The 24,489-nt window shown below is 66.2% G+C and carries 19 protein-coding genes; 5 read left to right on the top strand and 14 right to left on the bottom strand.

Translation table 11 applies throughout. The annotated features are described in order from the left end of the window. Window positions 1-3 precede the first annotated feature (3 nt). From CLU92_RS07265 to CLU92_RS07220, 10 genes are read right to left on the bottom strand one after another with little or no spacing between them, the layout of a single operon-like run. The gene (locus tag CLU92_RS07265; RefSeq protein WP_257561009.1) at window positions 4-1,965 is read right to left on the bottom strand and encodes an XrtA/PEP-CTERM system amidotransferase; all 1,962 of its coding nucleotides are present in this window, start codon (window positions 1,963-1,965) and stop codon (window positions 4-6) included. Next, window positions 1,940-3,178 (bottom strand): TIGR03088 family PEP-CTERM/XrtA system glycosyltransferase, encoded by a 1,239-nt coding sequence (locus tag CLU92_RS07260; protein WP_101481315.1) that lies wholly within the window; start codon window positions 3,176-3,178, stop codon window positions 1,940-1,942. The genes CLU92_RS07265 and CLU92_RS07260 overlap by 26 nt, the downstream gene beginning before the upstream one ends. Beyond that, on the bottom strand, window positions 3,168-4,775 hold the full coding sequence (gene xrtA / locus CLU92_RS07255) for an exosortase A (protein ID WP_101481314.1): 1,608 nt from the start codon (window positions 4,773-4,775) through the stop codon (window positions 3,168-3,170). Before xrtA ends, CLU92_RS07260 begins: the two co-directional genes overlap by 11 nt. After that, window positions 4,772-6,067, bottom strand: a complete 1,296-nt coding sequence (locus tag CLU92_RS07250) for a TIGR03087 family PEP-CTERM/XrtA system glycosyltransferase (protein ID WP_101481313.1) — start codon at window positions 6,065-6,067, stop codon at window positions 4,772-4,774. Before CLU92_RS07250 ends, xrtA begins: the two co-directional genes overlap by 4 nt. A gap of 15 nt (window positions 6,068-6,082) precedes the next feature. Continuing rightward, window positions 6,083-7,174: a FemAB family XrtA/PEP-CTERM system-associated protein gene (locus CLU92_RS07245; RefSeq protein WP_101484544.1), complete on the bottom strand. Its 1,092-nt coding sequence runs from the start codon at window positions 7,172-7,174 to the stop codon at window positions 6,083-6,085. Then, complete coding sequence (locus CLU92_RS07240) at window positions 7,174-8,025, bottom strand: XrtA system polysaccharide deacetylase (RefSeq protein WP_101481312.1); 852 nt, start codon at window positions 8,023-8,025, stop codon at window positions 7,174-7,176. The genes CLU92_RS07245 and CLU92_RS07240 overlap by 1 nt, the downstream gene beginning before the upstream one ends. Next, entirely contained in the window at window positions 8,022-9,182 is a 1,161-nt protein-coding gene (gene wecB / locus CLU92_RS07235; RefSeq protein ID WP_101481311.1) for a non-hydrolyzing UDP-N-acetylglucosamine 2-epimerase, read from the bottom strand. Before wecB ends, CLU92_RS07240 begins: the two co-directional genes overlap by 4 nt. Before the next feature lie 12 nt (window positions 9,183-9,194). Beyond that, complete coding sequence (locus CLU92_RS07230; protein ID WP_101481310.1) at window positions 9,195-10,730, bottom strand: TIGR03016 family PEP-CTERM system-associated outer membrane protein; 1,536 nt, start codon at window positions 10,728-10,730, stop codon at window positions 9,195-9,197. Beyond that, window positions 10,714-11,580, bottom strand: coding sequence for an XrtA-associated tyrosine autokinase (locus tag CLU92_RS07225; protein ID WP_101481309.1), 867 nt, complete (start codon window positions 11,578-11,580; stop codon window positions 10,714-10,716). The genes CLU92_RS07230 and CLU92_RS07225 overlap by 17 nt, the downstream gene beginning before the upstream one ends. Before the next feature lie 20 nt (window positions 11,581-11,600). Then, complete coding sequence (locus CLU92_RS07220) at window positions 11,601-13,130, bottom strand: XrtA system polysaccharide chain length determinant (RefSeq protein ID WP_101481308.1); 1,530 nt, start codon at window positions 13,128-13,130, stop codon at window positions 11,601-11,603. Window positions 13,131-13,382: 252 nt separating this feature from the next. Here CLU92_RS07220 and CLU92_RS07215 point away from each other — a divergent pair, with 252 nt between their 5' ends. Together CLU92_RS07215 and CLU92_RS07210 are read left to right on the top strand one after the other, a co-directional pair. Beyond that, window positions 13,383-14,006, top strand: a complete 624-nt coding sequence (locus tag CLU92_RS07215; protein WP_101481307.1) for an XrtA/PEP-CTERM system exopolysaccharide export protein — start codon at window positions 13,383-13,385, stop codon at window positions 14,004-14,006. A gap of 199 nt (window positions 14,007-14,205) precedes the next feature. Beyond that, window positions 14,206-14,952 carry a long-chain N-acyl amino acid synthase gene (locus CLU92_RS07210; RefSeq protein WP_243858066.1) on the top strand — a complete coding sequence of 249 codons (747 nt, stop codon included), beginning with the start codon at window positions 14,206-14,208 and terminating at the stop codon, window positions 14,950-14,952. Here CLU92_RS07210 and CLU92_RS07205 read toward each other — a convergent pair. From CLU92_RS07205 to prsT, 3 genes are read right to left on the bottom strand one after another with little or no spacing between them, the layout of a single operon-like run. Further along, window positions 14,921-15,742: a serine protease gene (locus CLU92_RS07205; RefSeq protein ID WP_101481305.1), complete on the bottom strand. Its 822-nt coding sequence runs from the start codon at window positions 15,740-15,742 to the stop codon at window positions 14,921-14,923. The two genes, CLU92_RS07210 and CLU92_RS07205, sit on opposite strands and share 32 nt — an antisense overlap. Beyond that, the gene (locus tag CLU92_RS07200; protein ID WP_101481304.1) at window positions 15,739-18,219 is read right to left on the bottom strand and encodes a hypothetical protein; all 2,481 of its coding nucleotides are present in this window, start codon (window positions 18,217-18,219) and stop codon (window positions 15,739-15,741) included. The genes CLU92_RS07205 and CLU92_RS07200 overlap by 4 nt, the downstream gene beginning before the upstream one ends. 3 nt (window positions 18,220-18,222) lie before the next feature. Beyond that, complete coding sequence (gene prsT, locus CLU92_RS07195) at window positions 18,223-21,006, bottom strand: XrtA/PEP-CTERM system TPR-repeat protein PrsT (RefSeq protein WP_101481303.1); 2,784 nt, start codon at window positions 21,004-21,006, stop codon at window positions 18,223-18,225. 219 nt (window positions 21,007-21,225) lie between these two features. On the opposite strand from prsT, the gene CLU92_RS07190 reads away from it, so the two are divergent. Continuing rightward, the gene (locus CLU92_RS07190; protein ID WP_101481302.1) at window positions 21,226-22,530 is read left to right on the top strand and encodes a nucleotide sugar dehydrogenase; all 1,305 of its coding nucleotides are present in this window, start codon (window positions 21,226-21,228) and stop codon (window positions 22,528-22,530) included. Beyond that, entirely contained in the window at window positions 22,530-23,705 is a 1,176-nt protein-coding gene (locus CLU92_RS07185) for an SDR family oxidoreductase (protein WP_373917581.1), read from the top strand. Before CLU92_RS07190 ends, CLU92_RS07185 begins: the two co-directional genes overlap by 1 nt. A 23-nt stretch (window positions 23,706-23,728) precedes the next feature. Here CLU92_RS07185 and CLU92_RS07180 read toward each other — a convergent pair whose 3' ends face one another. Further along, window positions 23,729-23,926 carry a hypothetical protein gene (locus CLU92_RS07180; RefSeq protein ID WP_101481301.1) on the bottom strand — a complete coding sequence of 66 codons (198 nt, stop codon included), beginning with the start codon at window positions 23,924-23,926 and terminating at the stop codon, window positions 23,729-23,731. 197 nt (window positions 23,927-24,123) lie between these two features. Here CLU92_RS07180 and CLU92_RS07175 point away from each other — a divergent pair, with 197 nt between their 5' ends. Beyond that, window positions 24,124-24,459 carry a hypothetical protein gene (locus CLU92_RS07175; protein WP_101481300.1) on the top strand — a complete coding sequence of 112 codons (336 nt, stop codon included), beginning with the start codon at window positions 24,124-24,126 and terminating at the stop codon, window positions 24,457-24,459. The last annotated feature ends 30 nt before the right edge of the window (window positions 24,460-24,489 follow it).

Raw genomic sequence — 24,489 nt, 5'->3', positions numbered from 1 at the left:
GGATTAGCCTGGGACGGTGGCTGCTACCGGGACGGCTGGGGTCTGACCCGACGGGTCAGACCCCGTTGCAACCTGGCGCAGGAAAGCTTCGAACATCAGCAGCGCCCAGAGGGCTGCACTGTAGTCGCGCCGCCCGCTCGCATGCTGATCGAGCAGCTGGCGCACGTAGTCCATGTCGAACAGCCCGCACTGCGCCAGGGTGGGACCCAGCAGGCGCTGTTGCAGGCGCTGGCGCAGCGGGCCGCGCAGCCAGTGGGCCAGCGGCACCGAAAAACCCATCTTCTGGCGGTACAGCAGCGCGTCTGGCAGCAGCGGGCGCAAGGCTTTTTTCAGCAGGTATTTGCCTACGCCGCGCCGCAGCTTGAACTGCGGCGGCAAGCCGGACATCCACGCCACCAGTTCATGGTCGAGCAGGGGCGAACGCACTTCCAGCGCATGCGCCATGCTGGCCCGGTCCACCTTGGTCAGGATGTCGCCGGGCAGGTAAGTTTTCAAGTCGAGATACTGCACTTGCGCCAGCGGATCTTGCGCGGGGCTGGCCAGCGCGTGCCGGCGCAGTACTTCCACGGCGCGGTAGCCGTGCAGACTGCGCCTCAGCTCGGGACTGAACAAACGCGCGCGCATGGCGTCGCCCAGCAGGCTGACGCCGTAAAAATACGCGTCCGTCGTGTCGCGCGCCAGGCCCTCGAAGGTGGACTTGGCGCGCAGGAAGCGGGGTGCCCAATCGGCCTTCGGGTACAGCCGCCCCAGGGTGCCGAACAGCGACTGGCGCAGGCCGGCAGGCAGCAAGGGGGCCATCGCCTTGCGCACTTTGTCCTCGCGCGTGTGCAGGCGGTAGCGCCTGTAGCCGGCCAGGCTTTCATCGCCGCCGTCGCCCGACAGGGCCACCGTGACGCGCTGGCGCGCCAGCTGGCAGACGCGGTAGGTGGGCATGGCGGAACTGTCGGCAAACGGTTCGTTGTACAGCCTGGCCAGCAGGTCGATCAGCTCGAAGTCGTCCTGCTCCACCTGGCGCGCATGATGCGCCGTGGCGTAGCGGCGCGCCACCAGGTCGGCGTAGTGCGCCTCGTTGTATGCCGGGTCGCCGAACGAGATGGAGCAGGTGTTGACGGGCGTGGCGCTCGCGCCGGCCATCAACGCCACGACGGCGCTGGAATCGACGCCGCCCGACAAAAAGGCCCCCAGCGGCACTTCGGCCACCATGCGGATGCGCACCGCTTCACGCAGGCGCGCCAGCAGTTCGTCGGCAGCCTGCGCCTCGCTGACGGGCGGATTCGGCGTAAATGGAATGTCCCAGTACGATTGCGGCGCGGGCAGCGGCTGGCCCGCGCGGATGGAGAGGGCATGGCCGGGCGGCAGCTTGCGCACGTGCTGGAAGATGCTGCGCGGCTCGGGCACGTAGCCGTAAGCGAAATACTCTTCCACCGCCAGCGGGTCGAGCGCGCGCGGCATGGCCGGATGCGCGAGCAGGGCTTTCAGTTCGGAGCCGAACAGCAGGGTGCCGTCCTGCGCCTCGCCGTAATACAGGGGCTTCACGCCCAGGCGGTCGCGCGCCAGGAACAGCAGATGGCGGCGGCGGTCCCACAGGGCGAAGGCGAACATGCCGCGCAGGCGCTGCACGCATTGCTCGCCCCATTGTTCCCAGGCGTGGACGATGACTTCCGTGTCGCTGCTGGTGCGAAACTGATGGCCAAACTGGCGCAGTTCGTCCATCAGGCTACGGTAATTATAGATTTCGCCATTGAAGACAATGGCGATGCTGCGGTCGGCGTTGAACAGCGGCTGCTGGCCGCTGGCCAGGTCGATCACGGACAAGCGCCGGTGCGCAAGGCCCAGTCCCGGCTCGCGGTGCAGCCCCCCTTCGTCCGGCCCACGGTGGCGCAGGCTGTGGTTCATGCGCGCCAGCAGCAGCACGTCGATGTCGCGCTGGCCCTGCAAGTCAAAGATGCCGCTGATGCCGCACATGGGAGGCCTTTAAGGGAGTGGTGGACAGGGGAGAGGGCTGGTGCGCGCCCGTCAAGCGGTCGTACACGGCCAGGTAGGCGCCGGCCATGGCGGGCAGACTGTGCTCGGCCAGCACCTGGCGCCGCCCGCGTGCACCGTGGCGCGGGCCCAGTTCGGGCATGCTGTAGTAGTCGAGCATGGCGTCGGCCAGCATCTCGGGCGAACCGGGCGGTACCAGGGTGCCGCTCCAGCCCGACTGCAACAGTTCCGCGTTGCCGCCCACCTGGGTGGCGACGATGGGCAGGCCCGTCGCCATCGCTTCGAGGATGGTGTTCGAGCTGCCTTCGGCCAGCGAGGGCAGGACGAACAGATCCATGGCACGCAGCAGTTGCGCCACGTCGTCGCGCGCGCCGGGCAGCCAGGCAAGATGGGCCACGCCGGCCTGCTGCAGCAGGGTCAGGCATGTTTGGCGGCATGGTCCGTCGCCCACGATGATCAGGCGCAGGCGCGCGTGGGCGCCCGGTTGCGCCAGGAGCAGCAAGAACGCTTGCACCAGCGATGCATGGTCCTTGACGGCCGCCATCCGGCCCACGCTGCCGATGACGAAGGCGCCGTTGCACAGGAAACCGGGTGGGCCCACGGCGGCGGGCGGCCCCAGGCGTGGATGGAATTGCACGCTGTCGACGCCATTGCCGATGTGCGACACCTGCGTGGGAACCGCGCCGATGGTCTCCACCAGCCATTGCCCCAGGTCGGCGCTGACGGCAATGAAGTGCTGCACCAGTGGCAGCATGCATTTGCGCAGCAGCCGGTATTTGCGGCGCGTGCCGTACAAGTCGCTCATGTCGCGCCCGTGTTCGCCATGCACGCGCAGGCGCACGCCGGCCAGGCAGGCCAGCAGCTGCGCCTCGAGGCAGCCCAGGTTGCGCGTATGCACGAGTGCCGGGCGCAGCTGTTTCAGAACGCGGTACAGCCGCAGGTAGTGGTGCCAGTCCTTGCCTTCGCGCTTGTCCAGGCTGATGACATCGACACCCGGCGTGGTCAGGCGCTGGCGAAACGCGGTGGCGTTCTTCAGGCAGACGATGGCGTGCCGGTAGCGTTCAGGCGGCAGATGGTTGATCAGGTTGACCAGGCCGTTTTCCAGCCCGCCCACGTCGAGCTGGTGGATCACGTGCACGATCAGGGGGGCGGCGCCGGCCACGTGGGTGCCGCCGGCATCGAGGTCAGGGGCCATGTGGCAGCTCCTGCAAGCGTCGTTCGATGACGGGCATTGCTGCCCGCAGGAAGGCTTGCAAGCGTGCGCGCGGTGGCGGCGCCAGCTCATCGTAGGCGGCAGAGACGATGATGTCGGCGCCATCCTGTCGCCTGCCCAGCAGCTTGGCTTGCGCCAGCAGCAGTTTCACCAGCACGGGCCGGGCCGTGACGACGCCGCCCTGGCGGTAGACGCGCCACACCAGCAGTCGTTCACCGCCGTGCCCCAGCACGCTTTCGCGCACGGCCAGAGCGCCGCTGGCCAGGGTGACGTCTTGCACGCGCTGCGCCAGCGCCAACCAGCGCGCGCCGTATGGCGAGGATAGGTGCGTCAGCAGTTCGGCATCGCGCATCTGGCGCGCATACCAGCGCAATTGCAGCCTCACCTGCGCGCCGTCGTCTGTCTGGCGCGTATAGGTGGCGGCAAACCGCGCGGGCGCGCCCGCATACGGCGCCTGCCAGATCGGCCCGCCCGACGCCGCGTCGTGCAGGCGCCGCCAGGCAGGCGGGTCGGGTAAGGACAGCACAACGGGGGAACCTGGCGCCTTGGCGCCGTCGTGGCGATGGCTGGCCAGGGCAAGCGCCGGCCACACCGCCGCCAGCAGCAGGCAGGCCACGCTCGCGCGGATGGTGGCGCGCATGCCGGGCACGCCAGCGCCCGGGTACACGGGCAGGGTGGGGGGGAGTGCGGCGCGCGCTGGCGGCAATTCGCGCCAGCGCGCGGCCAGCCAGAATAGCAGCAGCACCACCACGCCGAAAAACAGCCAGCCATAGATCAGGTGGTCGACGCCCACGGCCAGGCGCATATTGCTCAGGTGACCCAGCATCACGATCAGGTAGGCGCGCACGCCATTGGCCAGGATGGGTACGAGCAGGGCGGCGGCCATGACGGCCAGGCGTCGCCCCATGCTGTGAAAGTGCACATGGGCGTACAGGGCGCCCAGGGCCAGTGCGGCGATCAGGTAGCGCAAGCCGCTGCACGCTTCGACCACCGACCAGTTACCGGTAGGCAACGAAAAATTACTACCATCGCGAAACACGGGCACGCCCGTCCATTGCAGCGCGGTCACCGTGAAGGCGGCCGTGAAATCGATCAGGGGTGCCAGGAAGACTTCGCCAAACGGCACGGCGAGAAACAGGTACGCCAGCGGGAAGGCCAGCAGGCGCACGGCCGGCCAGCCGAGGATGGCCAGCACGCAGGCGGGCAGCATGGCCGTGGCGGCATATTGTTCCACCACGGGCACATTGGCTGCGTCGGCCAGCAGCCAGGCCAGGCCCAGCGCCCCCAGCAGCGGCAAGCCTAGCCGTGATGGCTGGTGCACCAGCGCGGCCAGGCGGGCGCGCTGGCGCCAGGCCAGCCAGCAACTGATGGGCACGATCAGGAAACCGTGCGCGAAGGTCTGCGAGCGGACCCACAATTCCACCATCGACCAGAAAGTGGCGTGGTACAGCAGCACGATGGCGGCCAGGGCCAGCGGCAGGGCAGCCAGGGCGGCCTGGCCCTGGCCCTGGCCATGATGCCCATGCGGCAGGACGGCCGCGTCCGGCATGGGGGCGACCCGGTCGAGCTGCAAACTCATGTGGATGGTACCCCCACGGGCAGCGTCGGCGCGGCGTCGGTGCTGGCTCCCGCTCCGGCTGCGGCCTCGTCAGGCAGGCCCAGCATGGCGCCCAAGCTGCGCAAATTGCGTTCCCAGTCGTAATCCTGCAAGACCAGCTGGCGCGCCGCTGCGCCCATGGCCGCGCCACGTCCTTCGGCAGCGCCGCTGCGGGCATTGCGCAGCATGCGCGTGGCATGGTGGATGAATTCCGCATCGTCGCGCGCCAGCAGCAGTTCCAGGCCGGGCTGGGCCGTGATGCCTTCGAGCGCCTGCGGCGTGGCCAGCACGATCTTGCCCATCGCCATCGCTTCCAGCACCTTGTTCTGCACGCCCCGGGCGATGCGCAGGGGCGCCACAGCCAGCGCCGCGCCGGCCAGATAAGGACGGATGTCGGGCACCTTGCCCGTCACCACCACGCCGGCCACCCTGGCCAGCGCCGTCACGGCGGGCACGGGCGCGCTGCCGACGATATAGAACTGCAACTGGGGAAACTGGCGCCGCAGCGCGGGCCAGACGTGGCGCACGAACCATTGCACGGCGTCGATGTTCGGCCAGTAATCCATGGCGCCCGTAAACACCAGCGCCTGCACGCCGGGTGGATACACGCCGGGCTGGGCCGGCATGGGCGCGAAATACGCCGTGTCGACGCCATTATTGACATGGCCCGTCTTGCGCCGCGCCATCGGCGCGCACTGGCGGAACAGGGCCGCTTCGGCCGGCGAGACGAAGCTGGCGGCCGTGAACTGCTGGGCGATATGGCGCTCGTATTGCAGCAGCAGCTGTGCTTCGCGCCGGTACAGCAGCGACATGGGCCAGGGCTTGCTGTCGCCGTACTGCCGCCATTTATCGGAATCGACATCGACGAAATCGATCACGCGGTGCAGGGCGCGGCCCGCGCTGCCGTCGATGTATTGCGCCATGGGGCCGGAAAAGGCCAGCGCGTGGTGCACCTTGCCGCCCGCTAGCAGGCCATCGACCCATTGCCGCAGGCGCGCATCGCGGTAGTAATGCACGCTCATGGCTTGCCGCGACAGCAGCGCCTGCATGGCGCGCCAGCGGGCTGCGCCGCGCCGCAAGCCGATGAAGTGCGTGCTGGCGCACAGGGCGGCCACGGTCTTCGCATGCTGCCAGTCGTCGTCATCGTCGATGAAACAGCCCAGGTGCACGCGGAAATGCCGGCTCAGGTACTGCAGCATGTGCCACGAGCGTATCTTGTCGCCCTTGTTGGGCGGATACGGCAGGCGGTGGGCGAGGAATAGAAGTTCGCGCATAGTGTGTCCGGTTGCTTAGCCCAGCTGCCGCACGATGTGCGGCCCCAGCAGATTGGCCAGTGGTAGCGGCAGGTGGCGCCAGGCGCGAATGAACAGTGCGTACCTGGGATTGAGCGGGTTCACTTCCGGCAAGGCCTTGGCACGCACGAGCTGGTAGGCGTACGGCAAGGGCTGCGGCGTAAAACCCCAGTTCTTCTTGAAGTCGTATGCACCGGTACCCAGCTTGCTGCGGCCGAAATCGAACAGGTGGCAGCCGCGTTCGCAGGCGCGGCGCATCGTTTCCCAGTACATGAAGTCGTTGGCACCCGTGCTGCGCGCCAGCGGCGTGCCGCCGCCGTAATACGGCAGCACTTCATCGCGGAAATAGAAAAGCAGCACACTGGCCTGCGCCTGCTGGCCGTGATACACGGTGAGGATGTCGCAATCGGTGCCGAAGACCGTGCGCAGCAGGGAAAAATGGCGGCGCGCGAAGACGGGCGTGCCCAGCCGGTGCACGCTGGCCGCGTAGATCGGGTAGAAAAGGCTGAGGTCATGCTCGATGCTGCTGTGCAGGCCGGCCGACATGGCCTTGCGCACGACGGCGCGCTGCTTGCGCGGTATCGCCAGCAGATTCTGTTCGGCATCAACGCGCAGAGGGCGGCGGAAGGTGGCGTACAGGGGTTTCTGCAGCCAGCATGCATCGGCGCTTTCCGGCGCATTTTCTTCCACCTCGCGCCAGCGGTATTCCAGGTGCCCCACGCCGTGACGCCGCGCCAGCGCCTGCGCCGCGTCGTCGAGGGCCAGCCGCACGGCCGGGCTGCCGCCGGCGATGCCGCCGTATACGCAAAACGGCAGCGAGACGAGGGACGTGCCGAACAGGCGGCTGCGCACATGGGCCAGCGGCAGCACGCCGGCGATGCGCCCGTCCTGTTCCGCGTACAGGAAATGGCTGTCGTGCCCGAAGCCTTGCTCCATGATGATTTTCCAGCCTGCCCGGTGAAAGAAGGTGGCGTCGGGACAGGCGTCGACAAAGGCATCCCAGCGCGCATGCTCATGCGCCTGCAGCGAGCGCACGGCAATGGCAGCGCTGGACGGCGCCGGGTCGGGAGGACGGCTGGCTTCGTGCATCATGTGCCTTCCAGAAATATACGGTCCATGCGGTCCCAGGCGAAGTCGCCCGTCAGGCGCGCCAGCCGCGCTTCCATGCGCCCCAGGTTCAGGTAGTGGCGAAAGCGCGTCCTCGCGCTCAGGCCGGGAGGGCGCGGCTGGCCGGGATCGAGTTCCCAGGGATGAAAATAGAATATGCCAGCTTGCCCGTCGCGCGAATTGATGCGTCGCAAAAGCCAGCGCGACAGTCCATACGGCATCAGGCGAAAATAGCCACCGCCACCGGCCGGTACGTTGCGCCCGTGCAGGCGCACGGTGCTGACAGGCAATTCCAGCACGCCATGCGGCCCCCGCGGACGCCAGGCGAAGCGGGGAGCATCTGGCATGCCGTAGTGGTCGTGGCGGATCGGGTAGATGCTGGAACTGTAGCGGTAGCCCGCTTCCTGCAGCACGTCGAAGGCCCACAGATTGGCCGCGCCGATGGAAAAGCTGGGCGCCCGGTAGCCGCGCACGGCCTGCCCCGTCAGCTGTTCCAGGATGGCCTTGCTGTGGCGCACATCGTCGGCAAACTGCGCGGCTGACTGATCGCAGGCGCGCAGGTGGGCGTAGCCGTGGCTGGCCACTTCGTGTCCGGCGGCCGCTACGCGGCGCAGCATGGCCGGATAGCGCTCGGCGATCCAGCCCAGGGTAAAAAAGGTGGCGTGGATGCGCCGCGCTTCCAGTAGCAGCAGGATGCGCTCGATATTCGCCTCGACCCGGCATTCCAGGTGCGGCCAGTCGGCGCGGGCGATATGTGGCGCGAAGGCGGACACCTGGAAATAATCTTCCACGTCAATGGTCAGGGCGTTACGTAGTATGGCTGGCGGCGTCATGGCGGTCCCCGGCGCACCGCCAACCAGGGCGCGATGACGGCGGCGATGCGCGTGGCCGCGTGGCCATCCCACAGGGGGGGGATGCGGCCACGCTTGCCGCCCGTCTCCAAGATGGCGCGCGACAGCGCCAGGATGGCGGCCGGGTCCGTGCCTGCCAGGGTGTTCGTGCCGTCGCTGACCGTGACGGGCCGCTCCGTACTGATGCGCAAGGTCAGACAGGGAACGCCCAGGGCCGTGCTTTCTTCCTGGATGCCGCCCGAATCGGTCAGCACCAGGCGCGCGCCCTGCATCAGGCCCAGCATTTCCAGGTAGCCCAACGGCGGCAGGCAGACGATGGCTTGCCGCGCCAGCAACGCTTCCATGCCCGCCAGGCGCAAACTGGCCCGGGTGCGCGGGTGGATGGGAAACAGCAGCGGCAGCTGTCGCGCCAGTTGCCCAAGCGCCTGCAGCAGTGCTTCCAGCCGCACCGCGTCATCCACGTTCGATGGCCGGTGCAGGGTCAACAGGCCATACGCGGGCGGGCAGGCGTGGCCGTGGGCGCGCAGGGTGGTGGCGGGCTTGACTGCGCGCGGCAGTTGCTGCCGCAGGCTGTCGATCATGACGTTGCCCGTGAAGTGGATGCGTTCGGGGGCGATGCCTTCGCTCAGCAGGTTGGCGCGCGCGCCTTCCTCGCTGGTCAGCAGCAAGTCGGACAACTGGTCCGTCAGCACGCGGTTGATTTCCTCGGGCATGTGCCGGTCACCGCTGCGCAAGCCCGCCTCCACATGGATCACGGGCGTGCCGCGCTTGGCCGCCACCAGCGCGCACGCCAAGGTGGAATTGACGTCGCCCACCACCAGCACGGCGTCGGGGGCCAGCGGCGGAGGGGCGTCGAGCACGGCATCGAAGCGGCGCATGATCTCGGCCGTCTGCTGCGCATGATTACCGGAGCCGACGTCGAGGGCGATGTCGGGCGCGCGCATGCCCAGGTCGGCAAACAGCTGTCCGTTCATGGCCGTGTCGTAATGTTGTCCAGTATGCAACAAGGTCACGCGCACGGCAGGCGCCTGGTGCGCCAGGGCGGCCAGGATGGGCGCCATTTTCATGAGATTGGGGCGCGCGGCCACCACGCACAGCAGGTGCGCGGGCGCGTCGGATGAAAGGGCAGGGTCGGACATGCTGCGGCCTCCTTAGAATTGCATGGTGAGCGTGGCGCTAACGCCGTTTTCGCGGTAGTCGCCGCCCCGGTTGCTGGTGTGGCGCACGTGCCGCACGTCGATGCTGGCCGTCATGTTCGGCTGCAGGATGCGCGTGTAACCCGCCGTCACGGTGATGTTGTTGTCGCGCCGCGGCACGCTCAGCGAGCGCACGCTGGCGTAACCGGCATCGACATTCACGCTGCTGCGCGAATTGGCTTGCCAGCTCCAGCCCAGATTGCCGCCGACCTGGCGCATGCGGTCTTCGCTGCCGAATGTCATGCCAGGCAGCAAGGCGCTGTCGATGCCGCTGGCCGTTTGCGCCGTGCGGTCGACGGCCGTGACGCCGACGACCATCGCGCTCTTCGCCGTGGCGCGCGCCATCGTCAGTTGCAGCTGTTTTTGCAGGAAATAGCGGTGACTGAAGTAATTGATGGCGCCCCGTTCCGGCCCCAGCTTGTTGGCGTAGCGCAGGAAGGCAGCGATGCGCAAGCGCCTGTCACGCGCATTGGGAAGGATTGCGCGCCATAATTGATCGAGCAACTGGCCCGCGTCGTGGTCGCCCAGGCGCGCAAACTGCGTGGGCAGGGTGGTGATGTTTTCGCTGTAGCTCAGTTGCCAGTTGGTATGGCGCTGCAGGAGCGTGGCATCGAGGCTGTAGGTGTTGCCAAAAAAGCGCTTGCCCGTGCTGAAGGCCAAGCTGGTGCGCGGCGACGGTGTCCACACGCCGCCCAGCGACCAGAAACGGCCTTCCGGCGCCTTGCCGGTGCTCGACATATAGCTTTCCTTTTCCGTGCCGCCGCTGGCCGTGGCCGCCCATTTTCTGCCGAACGGATAGCGCAGGCCCACGCTGCTGCGCTGCATGCGCACGGGCGCCAGCTTGCTGTCCTGCGTGCGGCGCACGTCGTGGCTGGCGTTCCAGGTCCAGCCCTGGCTGCGCGGCTCGCCGCCGAGCAGCAATTCCAGCTCGTCGCTGTGTACGGACAGCAGGTCGCCGCCGCTGTCGACCGAATTGCGCGTGTAGCGCAGTTCGGCTGTGGCCAGGCCACGGAAGCGGTGGCGCAGGTAGGGGCTGATGCCGGTGGTGCGCACCGTGCTGGCATTGTCCGTGTCCGGAAGATCGGCTATCAGTTGCTGGCCGAATGGCGAGATGTTGCGCCGACTCACGCTGGCGTTGGCATCGATGAAGAACCAGTCCTGCACCAGTTCGGCGTCGGCCGCAGCGCGCAAGTCGTGGTCTTCGCTATTGCCGCGCTGCCCCGAGAGGGATTTGTGCCAGCTGTAATCGAGGTCCACGCGCAGGCGAGGGCCCGTGCCGATGAGGGCGATGGCGGGTGCGATTTCCGTGATGTAATCCGATTGCGCCTTGCCGGGCGGCGCGCGCAGCGCATTGTCCGTATAACTGACACGCTGGCGCAGCGAGGGTTGCACCAGCCAGTCGACAGCCAAGGCCGGCACGGGCAGCAACAGGGACAGCAACGGCAGCAGCGGCATCGCCTGCGGCGTGCGGCGGCTAGTCGTAATAGCCATAGCCGTAGTAGTCGTTGCCGGGAAACGATTTGGTCTTGTTATAGATTAAATGGATGTGTTCGCACGATTCGATCTGGCGCAGCGCTTCCTTGACGGCGTGCTGGGTCGTCGTTTCCGCCTCGACCACCATCACCACCTGGCCCATCTGTCCCACGAGCGCGTGCGCTTCGCTTGTGATCAAGAGGGGCGGCGAATCGAAGACGACGACGCGGTCGGCGTAGCGGCTGGCGATCTCGGCCAGCAGCCGGCTCATGGCCCGGCTGGCCAGTAACTCCGTCGCATGCTTGTTGCTGCGCCCGGCAGGCAGGATGCTCAGGTTGGCCACGTTGGTTTTCAGGATCACGTCCGCCATGGCCAGCTGCGGGTCGAGCAGCACGTCCATCAGCCCCGGCTCGGGCGACAGGCCCAGCACTTTCAGCACGGACGGGCGCGCCACGTCGGCATCGACCAGCAGCACCGTGATATCCATTTCCATGGCGATGCTCATGGCCAGGTTGACGGCGCAATACGTCTTGCCTTCGCCGGGCATGGCGCTGGTGACGACGATCAGGTTGCCGTGGCGGATGGCCTCGGCGCCGCTGGCGCGCGCCTGGCGCAGCAGCGGGCGCTTGATGATGCGGAAGTCTTCGGCCACCGAACTGCGCCCGCCTTCCAGCGTGAGCATGCCTTGCTCCGCCAACCTGGCCAGGTTCAGGGCGCGGTACTGGGGGTTGCTGGCCGCCGCCAGGGTGTCCGCGCTGTCGGCATCATCGGCGTTGTCCGCTGCGTACGGCATGGGGGTTTCCGCCACGCCCGGGATGAGGCCTTCCTGCCTGCCGCTGTCCTTGCTGGTGCACTCCTTGCTGGTCATCGTCGCTCCCGTGGCGTGGTCTAGAATTTGAGCAGGGCGGCCGTCATGACCCCGCTGTACAGCAAAAACAGGCTGCCCAGACAGGCGGTAAATCCATAGCGGGCGCGGCGACGGCGCACCTGCTGCAGCGGCGTCCAGTTCATCGATACCGTGCCCAGCACGTTCAAGCCCGTGGCATCGCGCAGTTCGGCGGGGCTGAGGAAGGTGGGGCGCACCTGGCTGATCAAGAGGGCCGTGGCGATGCCGGCTACCAGGGCTGCGCCCAGCGCCGCGCTGAACAGCAGCGGACGGTTCGGGCCGACGGGCGCATATTGCACCGTGGGCGGATCGATGATCTTGAAGGCCATCATCTCGGTGGTGGAACTGAGTTCGCCCGACAGCTTGGCCGCTTCGCGCCGGCCAATCAGCTTTTCATAGTTTTCCTTGTTGATGATGTAGTCGCGGTTCAGTTGCGCCAGCTGCGATTCCACCTCGGGCACGGCATTGCTTTGCGCCAGCAGGCGCTCATTGCGCGCCTTGTATTCCTGCACGCGGGCGCGGATGGCGGCCACCTTGGCGTCCGCGTCCGTCAGCGCCACCTTCAGCTGCTGCAGCATGGGACTGTAGTTCTTGCCCGGGTCGCCTGACGCCGTTTTCAGCTTGCTTTCCTCGACCTTGCGCTCTTCCAGCTGGGCAATGAGGCGCTTCGAGGCGATGATGTCGGGGTGCAACTCCGTAAATTGCATGCGCAGGCTGTCCAGATTCTTGTTGAGCGAGGCGATGCGCTCGTCGAGTTCCGGGTTCGTGATGGCCGACGCGTTCGGCTCCAGGTCGAGCACGGGTTCGTCGCCCTCGATCTGGCTCAGGATGGCCTTGCGCGATTGCTCCGCCTCGAGCAATTCCAGCTTCGCATTGTTCAGACTATCGGACGACATCTGCAACTGGCTGCCATAGTCGATGCCCTGGCGCGGCAGCAGCAGATTGTTGCGGATCTTGAATTCCTTCATCAGGTTTTCCGCCGCGCTCAGCTTGTCCTCGTAATTCTTGATCTGCTCGTCGATGAATTGCACGGCTTTCTGCGAATCGCCTTTTTTTCCCTGGAAACTGCCTTCGACAAAGATGGTCAGCAGGCTTTGCACCACGTCGCGCACCAGCTTCGGGTCGCGTCCGCTGTAGCTGATGGTGTAGATATCGTAGGCGTTGGTGCCGGTGATCTTGATGCGGCTCATCAGCTCATCGAGCCGGGCTTCATGTTCGCGCACGGTCTTCGAATCGAGATCGAGGTCGACCATGCGCATGACGCGCTCCACGTTCGGGCGGCTGAGCAGGGTGCGGCTCATGATGGCCACCTGCTGCTCCGTGTTCGGCACGCTGGTCATGCCGGCCAGCAGCGGCTTGAGGATGGTTTGCGTATCGACAAACACGCGCGCCGACGTCTGGAAGTCGTCGGGTAGCGTAATCACTCTGATGAAGCTGCCGATCGCCACCAGCCATGCCACCAGCACTGCATGCCAGCGGTATTTCCAGATGCCCTTCAGGCTGGAAAGCAGTTGCTGTATCAATTGCTCCATGTCGCTTCCTTCAGGTGACGGTGCTGCACGGTCGATGGCTGGGCGGCGCGGACAACGGCGTCTTGCAAGGAATGCTTGCCTGTTGAGTAAGCAAAGTATAGAGCGCCTGTCGGGCAAGATTTCCCAAGATGATTGCTTCTTGATACGCCTCAAGGTTCACTTGCCGGGTTTTAATAATCATAGGAAGTTCGCGGCCCAGGCTGGTTCTGCGGGAACTGCCATGGACGCGCCATCGACTCGAAGAGGCCCCGCATGAATCCGTTTCGCCGTGCATTTGTCTGCCACACGCTGGTCCTGGCCTGTAGCGCGAGCTTGCTGGGGGGCTGCCGCGCACGCTATCCGCTGGCGCCCGCCGACGACAGCGCCCCCATGCACGATTACCTGATCGGCCCGGGCGACTCCGTCAACATCGTTGTGTGGCGCAATCCGGAAGTGTCGCTAACGGTGGCCGTGCGGCCGGACGGCAAGATCACGACGCCGCTGGTCGAGGATTTGGCCGCCAGCGGCAAGACATCGACCCAGCTGGCGCGCGACATCGAGCACGCCTTGGGCAAGTTCATCCAGCAACCGGTGGTGACGGTCATTGTCACCAATTTCTCCGGCCCGTACGGCGAGCAGATCCGGGTCATCGGCGAGGCGGCCAAGCCGCAGGCGCTGCCGTACCGCCTGGGCATGTCGCTGATGGATGTGCTCATCGCCGTGGGCGGCATTACGGACTTTGCCGCTGGCAACAAGGCCAGCATCATCCGCACGACCGATGGCAGGCAGCAGCAGCTGGGTGTGCGCCTGGATGACCTGCTCAAGAGTGGCGATATTTCCGCCAACGTCATGATGCGGCCGGGTGACGTGCTGTTGATACCGGAGAGCTTCTTTTAGTAGCGAACTCAGCAATATTAAAACCGCAGTGACATTTGTCTTTTTGTACTCTTCAGTAAATTTCAGCGCGCAATGTTGCCATCCAAAGGCACCATCTTCTGTTTATTTGTCTGGAATTGGGAACTTTTCTCGACTTTTTCTTGTCTCAAGGCATTGGCTTCAATCCGTCGCGATGGCGGCCGATGAACGTGAGGACAAGATGAGCGTGAAAGATGAACCCATTATTTCCTTCGACACGCCAGGCACCTTCAGTGACCTGGTGGTGGGCGAGGGACAGATCGACCCGGCCATGGAGCACGAGCTCGACCTGCAGCGCTTTCATATCCGCATGGCCAATTCGCGTGGCCGGCGCGAAGCGGCCAGTTTGCTGATCCGCAAGATGTACGGCTGGCGCGGCTATGCCGTCGATCCCGGCATCGCGCATGCCCTGAACAAAATCACCCTGTTTGCGGAAACGGCAGGCTCCACCGTCGGTACCATGACCTTGTGCCTGGACAATGAAGAGACGGGCTTGCCCGCCGATGAAAACTTCCGCGACAAGCTCGACTCGCTGCGCGCAGAGGGGCGGCGTCTTTGCGAACCATCGCGCCTGGCCATCGACAAGGGCGTGAGCAAGCGCGTGTTTGCGGCGTTGATTCATATTTCGTATATCTATGCCCACAATATTCACGGTTTTACGGATTATGTGATCGAAGTCAATCCACGGCATGTGGTGTTTTACAAGCGCATGCTCGGTTTCAAGGATTTTGGCGGCCAGCGAGAGTGCACGCGCGTAGGGGCGCCGGCCGTGCTGCTGCGTCTGGACCTCGACTACATGGGGGCCAGGATCCGCGAGTACGGCGGCATGATGGAGCAGCATGGGGGTGAACGATCGTTTTACCCCTATTTTTTCCCGACATGGGATGAACCTGGCATCACCGACCGGCTGAGGCAGGGACGCAACTGACGCATTTATCTTTCAGCAGGATCGTTTGCATGTGGCTGCCCGGAATCGCGTAGGTGATACCGCTGGGCGTGCTGATGGCCGCTTCTTTCAAACCTTTGACATACACCATGTTGACGATGCCGTAGACGAGACCAGTCTCGGGGTCGAACAGGGGGCTGCCGCTGCTGCCCGGATACGCCGTCGCGTCCAGCTGGAACACGATGTACGGTGCTTTTTTCAGTTGCGCCAGGCGCCGTGGGTCAAGGCGCTGCGCATTGTCGCTGGGCGTGACCACCGGCGTCAGCGACGACACGGTGGCGCGGTGCGTGACGTGATGTAAGCCCAGCAAGGTAGCCAGAGGAAATCCCGTAAAGGCCATGGCCTGGCCTTCGCGCACCGTGGCCGCGTCGCCCAGCGCCAAGGCAGGCAGCGGCGCGCCCGCCAGGCGCAGCAGGGCCAGGTCGTGTTCCGTGTCCAGCACCTGGACTTTGGCGGGGCGAAATTGCGTCGCCTCGCCCTGGCCCGTGAGTATGCCGATGACTTCGTCCGGATTGGCGTCTAGCAGCTTCTGGATCACATGGGCGCAAGTGAGCACGCTCAAGCCGTCGCCCGCCACGAAGCCCGTGCCAATGAAATGCATGGGCGGCGTGCGCGTCTTTTGCCAGCTGCCCACGCCGACGATGGACGGTTTCACGCGCGCAATGACTTGCGCCAGCGCATCGTCGGCGCGGCAGGGTGCGCTTGCCAGGGCCAGGGCCAAGGCAAGGCAGGACATCAGGGCGGAGGAGAGCGTCTGCGGCAGGGCTTTCATGGCGGCGTACTTTCAGCAGGAGGAGATGGCGGGGGCTGCAGCAGCGCGCATAGCAGCATCAGATAGCACAACAGGGCAATGCGTGGCACGTCAAGCAGGCTGTCGAACAGGCCGACGACGAGAAAACCCAGCAGGGCGGCGGCGCAGGCCAGCGCGCCCTGGTCGCCTCCCGCCGCCTGGCGCAGCAGGCGCAGGCCGGCCAGGGCCAGCAGGCCCAGCATGGACAGTGCGCCGCACCAGCCCGTTTCCACCAGCAGTTGCAGCGCCAGGCTCTTGATATGCCACGGCAAGTGGTGGTGGTCGCTACTGGAAAACCAGTAATTATTGGCCTGCGTAAAACGTCCGTTGGCGATCAATTCCTCGCCGCCCGGTGCGTGCAGGCTCAGATTATCGAGCTCGATCACGGATGAGGCGGCCGTCCCGCTGGCCGCCAGTTCCAGTTGCACGGGCGGGCGCAGCAGCCAGGCGCCCGCACCCAGCCATGCGCTGTCGAACGCTACTTCATAGTGCTGCCACGTGTCGGCCGGCTCGCCTGGTTGCGGGAGGCGCAGGCGCAGGGGGATAGGCACGCAATTTTGTGCGTACAGCAATTGTCTTTGGCACAGGCGCACCAGCAGCACGGGCATGGTGCCGCTTCTACGCGCGTCGAGCGCAAGGGTGTAGCGCGTGGCCGGCTGCACCGGCAGGCGTTGCAGCAGCCGCAGCAGTTCGCCGTAGCCGGCGCTGTAGCCGGGACTGGCCAGGCGCACATAGGTGTTGCCGGCATTGCCAGGCTGGCCCACTTCTTCGGCATAGGCGATGCTGGCCGGCACCTCGCGCTGGGGATTGTGCCAGTAGTACGTGGCGGGAAAGCTGCCCATGCCCATGCCGAACAGCTGATCGCCCCAGTCGGATGGCTGCATGGCCAGCACTTGCCGCCAATGGCGCAAGCGGCCTTGCATGTCGAAGGCGGTAGTGGCGAAACGTTCTGTGGCGTAATAGCTGGCCGAGACGGGTATGGCCAGCAGTAACACGATACCGGCCGCGCCCGCCATGCTCAGGCTTGCGCGGTCCAGTCGCCACAACGGAGGGCGCAAGCGTCCATTGCACAGCATCAGCATGGCCAGCAGCACGACCAGCCCGGCTGGCATCAGGGCGGGAGCACCGGCCCAGTGCCAGCCTATCCAGACGAGATTGCACGCCAGCATGGTCCACGCCATCATTGCCAGGCCCAGCCTGGCTGGGCTTTTGCTGGCAGCACCGCCCGGCCACAGCGCGCCCGCCAGCAGCATGGCGGACAGCAGGAACAGGAAATACGGGCCTTTCAGCCAGCCGGCAGCCTGTTGGCCGGCAGGTTCCGGCCACCAGCCGGCCAGCAGCCCCTGCAGGCACAGCGCGCACAGCACGGTGGCTGGCGCCAAGCGCCACGGCAAGGACCGCGCCGCCAGCACGAAGCTGGCTGCGAGCATGGCCACAGCGGCGAGCAAGCCCCGGTAGCCGGCCAGACTGAACATGGTCACGAGCAGTACAGTGCCCAAGCCGGCCAGCAGCAGCCTCAGCAACATGCCCCCCGCTGGCAGCGGGCCGGCCGGGCGCCGCGCCGCGCCGGGGGGCGTCCGCAAGACGTGCCACGAGGCCAGCAGTACAGCCGCCGCCACGGCCGCGTACAGGCCCCGTGAAAAAGTGGCGCATGCCGCGTGCAGGGCCAGTGCCAGCAGCAGCATGGCCAGCGCCGCTGGCCTGCGGCTGCGCGCGCGCGCCAGCCACAGTCCCGCAAATGGCAGGCTCAGGGCCAGATAGCCGTCCAGCGCGGCGCCGCCCGTGTGCATGGCGGAAAACGGCGCCGTGATGCGGTAGTCGCTGGACAGGTTCATCACACCGGGAAACACGGCCCGTTCCCACAGCGCGAACAGCGACACCATGGCCAGCCCGGCCAACATGCCTGGCAGCGCATAGCGGCGCAGGGCGGCTGCGTTACCGTCGCGCAGCAGCAACGGCAGCAGCAGCATGCTCCAGGCCCAGGCCTTGCCCAGTCGCAAGCTGTTGTAGGGGCTCAAGTAATTATCCCAGGCATACACGGCTAGGGAGGGCATCGGCAGGACGCCGCGCAACAGCGCCGCCAGCCAGGCCAGGCTGCACAGCAGCAGACAGGCGCGGGCGGCGGGCGAAAGCTGCGCCGCTGCAGGCCGGGCCGGCCCGCCCAGGCGCCAATAGCCGCAGGCCACCGTCAGCAACAGCAGCACATCGATTTCTTCGAAGAAGAACCAGCCCGTCCACGGCGCCAGGTCCAGCACGGGCAGCAAGGCCGGCAGGCAGAACAGCCAGCAGGCGGGACGCCAGCACAGCAGCAGGAAATAGGCTGGCAGCAGGGTGGCAAAGAGCAGGGCGGGCCAGCCGTGGCCCAGCGGATAATGGCGCAGGGACAGCATGCAGGCCGCGCCCGCCAGCAAGGCCAGCAGCCGCGCTGCCAGGCCGGGCAGGGCTGCGTGCGCCAGCATGGCCTAGAGCTGGGTCAGCAAGGCTTGCGCCTCGGCCCGCTGCGGGAAATCCTTGCTGGCGGCAAGCAGCTGTTCCAGTTGCTTGCGCGCCCCCGGCTTGTCGCCCGATTTCGCCAGCGCCGCCCCCAGGTGGTACTGGATGTCGAGCAACTCCGGCGCCAGGCCGGCCGCCTTGCGCAGCAGGGTGGTCGCGCGCTTGATGTCGCCCTGTTCCAGCACGATCCAGCCCAGGGTGTCGAGTACGATGGGGTTGTCCGGCACCATCTTGAGCGCCTGCTCGGCCGTCGCCTGCGCGCGCGGATCTCTTTGCTGCTGATACGCCCACGCCAGGTCGTTCAGCGCCGCCACATTGGCCGTGTCCTTGGCAACGATGTGCTGGAGCTGTTCGATGGCCGCGCCGTATTGCTTTGCGGCCAGCTTGGCGCCGGCCAGATAGGTGCGCACACCCAGGTCATCGGGCTTTTCCTTCAGCCAGGCCGCCATGCGGGCATCCGCCTCGCGCACCTGGCCCGCGGCCAGCAAGGCACGGTGCAGCTGCACTTGCATGGGGCCGATCTTGCTGAGCTGGAGGGCGTGTTGGTACAGCTTGACGGCTTCCTGCGGCCGTTTCTGCTCCATCAGCACATCGCCTTCGAGCTTGTAGCCGGCCGCGAGCTTCGGCTGCTGCTCCTGCACGTGGCGCGCCACGACCAGCGCGTCGTGCTGGCGATTCAGGCCCAGCAGCAGCGTCACTTCGACCACGCGCGCTTCGAGCAGCGTGGAATCGAGCACCTGCGCCCGCTTGACGGCTTGCAGCGCATTGTGGCGGTCGCCCAGCGCCAGGTGCAGGCTGGCGATGCGCATCTGCAGCGGTGCCGACGTCGTCTGTATGCTGGCCAGCTTGCTGTAGCTGTCGAGCGCAGCCTGCGTCTGGCCGGCGCCGTATTCGACCTGCGCCCGCAGGGCCAGCGCATCGGCGTCGCCCGGGTGGCCAGCCTGCAGGGTGCGGGCCAGTTCCAGCGCCTTCTCCGGCGAGCCCCTCTGCAGGTAAAAGTTACTCAGCAGCAGAGCCGGCGCGACGGCGTCTGGATTGTCGCGGTGGGCCCGTTCCAGCCAGCGCCGCGCCTCGTCCGTCTTGCCCTGCGAGGCGGCCAGCTTGGCCAACGCCGCGCACAGGTCGGCATTTTTTGGCGCTTTTGCCAGCGCCCGCTCGAAGCGCTGTTTCGCCTGTTCCGGCTTTTTTCCGGCCAGGTCGATCTGCGCCAGGTTGTTCAGGGCGGGAAGATGGACAGGGTCCATCGCCAGGGCTTGGTCGAAGCTGGCGCGCGCGGCGGGCAAGTCGCGCAAGGCCAGGTAGACGCCGCCTTTCAGGTTCAGCAACAGCGGATTCGTGCCTTTCTGCTGCTGTTCCAGCATCTTGACGGTGGCCAGGGCCTTGTCGTTCTGCTTGTTGCGTAGCAAGGTCAGCACCAGCATGGTGCCCACCTGCGGCGTGCTCTTGTCGAGCATGCTGGCGCGTTCCAGCTCGTCGATGGCACGGCTGTTCTCTCCCATGCCCAGGCTGCTGATGCCCAGCGCCGCATGCAGCCTGGCCGTGTCAGGCGCCAGGGTATTGGCCCTTTCGAAGTACGCCGATGCCTTGTCGTAGCGGCGCGCGCGCAAATGCGCCTCGCCCACCAGCGATAGCAGTTCCACGTCGTCGGGAAAGGCGGACAGCACGGGCAGCAGCATGTCGAGGGCGGCGTCCGTCTTGCCGCGCATCAGTTCGATCGACGCCATCATCTTGAGCGCGTACACATGTCTGGGATAGGCAGCCAGGAAGCGCTGCAGATAGTTTTCCGCCAGTTGCAGCGCGCCCAGCTTCAGTTGCACGGCGCCGGCCAACAGGACGGACGGCATGTGCTCGGGTGCCGCCTTGAGCACCAGTTGCAAGGATTGCAGGGCCGCCTTGTTCTTGCCCTGGCGGAAATCGAGTAGCGCCTGCGCCTGCAGCAAGGCCAGGCTGTTGGGCGCCGTCTTGCGCGCCGTGGCTAGCTGGGCCGCCGCTTCCAGGTAGCGGTTTTCCAGGAGGTCGAGGTTGGCCAGGTCGATATGCGCCTGGGTATTGTCCGGCTTGAGCTTGAGGATCTGCATGTAGGCGCGGCGCGCCGCGCCATTCTTGGCCTGCAGGCGCAGCAGGTCGCCCTGCAGGCGCAAGGCGTCGAGGTTGGCGGGCGCGCCTTTCAAGGCTTGCGCCAGTAGCAGCTCGGCCGCCGCGACCTGCTGCTCCAGTGCCGCCAGTCGCGCCAGGCCCAGCAGGGCCTCGACCTGGCCAGGATGGGTTTCGAGCAGGCGCGCAAACACGCCGCGCGCCTCGTCCTGACGGCCCAGGGCCAGCAAGGCATCACCGCGCAGGGCCAGCACGCTGGCGGGCTGCGCCGCATCGTCGGCGATCTCGGCCAGTACCTTGTCGAACTGGCCCAGCATGAGCCAGGCCTTGCCCAGCAATGGCATCACTTGCTGCGCCGCCAAGCCCAGCGACTTTGCCCTGCGCAATTCTTTCTCGGCCGACAGCGCTTCGCCCGTGTCGAGATAGATGCTGCCCAGCAGCAAGCGGGCCGCTGCATTGTCCGGTTCCTTTTGCAGCAGGTTCTTCAACTGGATGATGGCGGCGCGCGCCTCGCCCTTCTGGCGGTACTGCTGCGCGTCAGCCAGCAGGGATGCGCTGCTCTGCGTGCCGTGGCACCCCGTCAGCACGGGCAGCAGCAGGGTGCAGCACAGCGCAGCGGCCGGCAAGGCGGAAAAAGGACGGGGCAGGGAGCGGGCCATGGAAGTCTCCGGTAGCGGCGTGCATGAAGGATGGGCATGGCCTAGCTTAAAAAGATGGCCGAAGCTCTCCTTGATTGCGCTCAACAAGCGGCCGATTGGCCGCGCGCCTGCCTGCCCATGCTCCGTGTTCCTTGTTCCCGCTCAAGAATTACCGGGCCGGCGACCGTAGAATTTCCCGGACGGCGTTGCTCAGGCCGCAACCATTGGGAGCACATGCATATGGATAGCAAGGAAGGTGGCAAGGCGGACGTGGTGGCGGTGGTAGGGCTCGGTTATGTCGGCTTGCAGCTGGCCGTGGCCTTTGGCATGCGCCAGCGCACCATCGGCTTTGACTTGTCGGCACGCAAGGTAGAAAGTTACCGCAACCATGTCGATCCCACGGGCGAAGTGAGTACGGAACAGTTGCGCGCGGCGCAGTGGCTGAGCGTGGGCTGCGATCCGGCCGAGCTGCAACTGGCCGATTTTCTTGTCGTGGCCGTGCCCACACCCGTTGACAGCGCGCACAATCCCGATTTCTCCGCCCTGGCCGGCGCCAGCGCGGCCGTCGGCCGCCACATGCGGCGCGGCGCCATCGTCATTTACGAGTCCACCGTGTATCCGGGCGCCACCGAGGAAATCTGCATCCCCATCTTGGAGCGGCACTCTGGCCTGCGCTGGAAGGAAGATTTTCATGTGGGCTTTTCGCCGGAGCGCATCAACCCTGGCGACAAGGCGCATACCCTGCACAGCATCCGCAAGGTGGTCTCGGGGGACGACGACGCCACGCTGGACAAGGTGGCCGCCCTGTACGAAGGCGTGGTCGCGGCGGGCGTGCACCGGGCGTCGAGCATCCGCGTGGCGGAAGCGGCCAAGGTCATCGAAAACACGCAGCGCGACCTGAACATCGCGCTGATGAACGAGCTGGCCATCATCTTCGACCGCATCGGCATCGACACCCTGGAAGTGCTGCAGGCGGCGGGCACGAAATGGAATTTTTTGCCATTCCGCCCGGGGCTGGTGGGCGGCCACTGCATCGGCGTCGACCCCTATTATTTGACGCACAAGGCTGAAATGCTGGGCTACCACCCGCATGTGATACTGGCCGGGCGCCGCATCAACGACGGCATGGCCAAGTTCGTGGCGGAAAAAACCATCAAGGAAATGGTGCGCGCCGGTTTTAAACTCAAGGGCGCGCACGTGAATGTGCTGGGCCTGACCTTCAAGGAAAATTGCCCGGACTTGCGCAACTCGAAAGTGGTCGACATGATCCACGAACTGCAATCGTATGGCGTGCAGGTGCATGTGCACGACCCCGTCGCCGATGGCCACGAAGCGCTGGAAGAATACGGTTTGGCGCTGGAAAGCTGGGAGCAGCTGCCGCGTGCTGAGGCCATTATCAGCGCCGTCTCGCACCAGGCCTTGCTGGCCCGCCCGCTGGCCGATTTCCAGGCCAAGGTGCTGGAAAACGGCTGCTTCATCGACATCAAATCGCATTTCGACCCCCGTCCGCTGGAGGATGGGGGCTTGCATGTGTGGCGGCTGTGATGGCGGCCGATGCCTTCGATCAAGGCGCAAACATGGCGCAAGGCGATCCCGCCGGCGGCCCGGCGACAGGCGCGTATGCGCTGGCCTGCGCGCAGTTGGCCAGGGAACCGCGCCGCTGGCTGGTGACGGGCGTGGCCGGCTTCATCGGCTCTCACCTGCTGGAAACCTTGCTGCAGCTGGGGCAGGAAGTGCGAGGCCTGGACAATTTCCTGACGGGCCACCGCCACAATCTGGAACTGGTGCGCGCCAGCGTGGGCGAAGCGGCATGGCGGCGCTTCACCTTCATCGAGGCCGATATCCGCGACCCGCAGGCATGCGCGCGCGCGTGTGGCGCGCCGACGCAGGCCGCCAGCGTTGGCGACGGTGAAGCGGAGACTGCCGGCTGCGGCCGTGCCGGGACTGGCGGTCCTGTCGACTACGTGCTGCACCAGGCGGCGCTCGGTTCCGTCTCGCGCTCGCTGGAAGACCCGCTGCTGTGCCACGCCGTCAATGTCAGCGGTTTTCTGAACATGCTGGCCGCCGCGCGCGACACGGGCGTGCAGCGCTTCGTGTACGCCGCCTCCAGCGCCACCTATGGCGACCACCCGGCCTTGCCGAAGGTGGAGCAGCACATCGGCGCGCCCCTGTCGCCGTATGCCTTGAGCAAGTATGTCAACGAGTTGTATGCGCAGGTGTACGCGCGCTGCTACGCCATGCAGACGGTGGGGTTGCGCTACTTCAATGTCTTCGGCCCCAGGCAAGACCCGCTGGGCGCCTACGCGGCCGTCATTCCCCGCTGGATCGCCGCCATGCTGGACGAGCAGGCCGTGTACATCCATGGCGACGGCGCCACCAGCCGCGACTTCTGCTTTGTGCACAATGCCGTGCAAGCCAATATCCTGGCCGCCACGCAAGCCGATCCGGCCGCCGTGAACCAGGTCTACAACGTGGCCGTCAACGCCAGCACCAGCCTGACGCAGCTGCACGTCACCATGCAGCAGATGTTGCTGGCCGCCCGCCCGCAGCACGTGCCGCTGCCGCCGCAATATGGCGCATTCCGCGCCGGCGACGTGCGCCATTCGCAGGCGGACATCGCCAAGGCGGCCCGCCTGCTCGGCTATGTGCCCACGCACGACCTGACGCAGGGCTTGCGGCAGACCATTGCCTGGTATGTGGCGCAGGCGGACAAGGCCTGAGGTGCGCATCAGTTGGCGGTAGGTCAGCAGTGGTAGCCTGCGATCAGATCCGGCGTGGCGATCAGTTCGGCCATGTGCGCCTTCACGGCTGCGCGCACTTTCTGGAAGCGGCCATGCTCGCGCAGGCGGCTGAGGATGGCGAACACGGCCGCCGCATGGACAGCGTGCGCAAGGAGCTGCACGTCGCAGACTGCGGGCACCCCGCCGGGCAGCAGCGGCAAGGGACGAACCGAGAGTTGTACACTTGATCATTGTCACAGAAAACGGCGTGGCGGCGTGATGCTACCTTGCACTGCGCGGCCTTTTGCACGATGATGAGATGGTCAGGAGTGGCTGCCATGCATGGCCTGACGGGCAAGAGGCGCTGCCGTGCCTCCTTGTTCCATGCGTGCCATGGGCGGCATCGGGAGGATGTGTCATGTCAAACAGTAAATTCGTACAAGCGCCATACGCCGACTTCGAGGATGGGGCCATGCCATATGTGCCGGACGAGGCCAGTGGCCACACGGTGGCGGGCTTCGCTCATGCGGCCCCGCCGCCCGGCCGGCTGGAAGCGGCAAAGCGGCGCCACGAGCGGGCGCTGATGGCGATCGATGGGGTCGAAGGCGTCAGCCTGGGACAGACCGCCATCGGCGGCGAAGCCCTCGTCGTGTATCTGCATGATGCGTCCGTCAGGCGGCGCGTGCCGTCGCAAGTCGATGGCTATCCGGTGGAAACGAGCATCACGGGCCAGGTCGATATCGAGCGCAGCTAGGCAAGCGCCTCTGGCCACCAAGGCGCACCG

The organism is Janthinobacterium sp. 61 (genome assembly GCF_002846335.1).
Taxonomy (GTDB): Bacteria; Pseudomonadota; Gammaproteobacteria; order Burkholderiales; family Burkholderiaceae_D; genus Janthinobacterium.
This window is presented reverse-complemented; position numbering and strand designations above follow the sequence as displayed.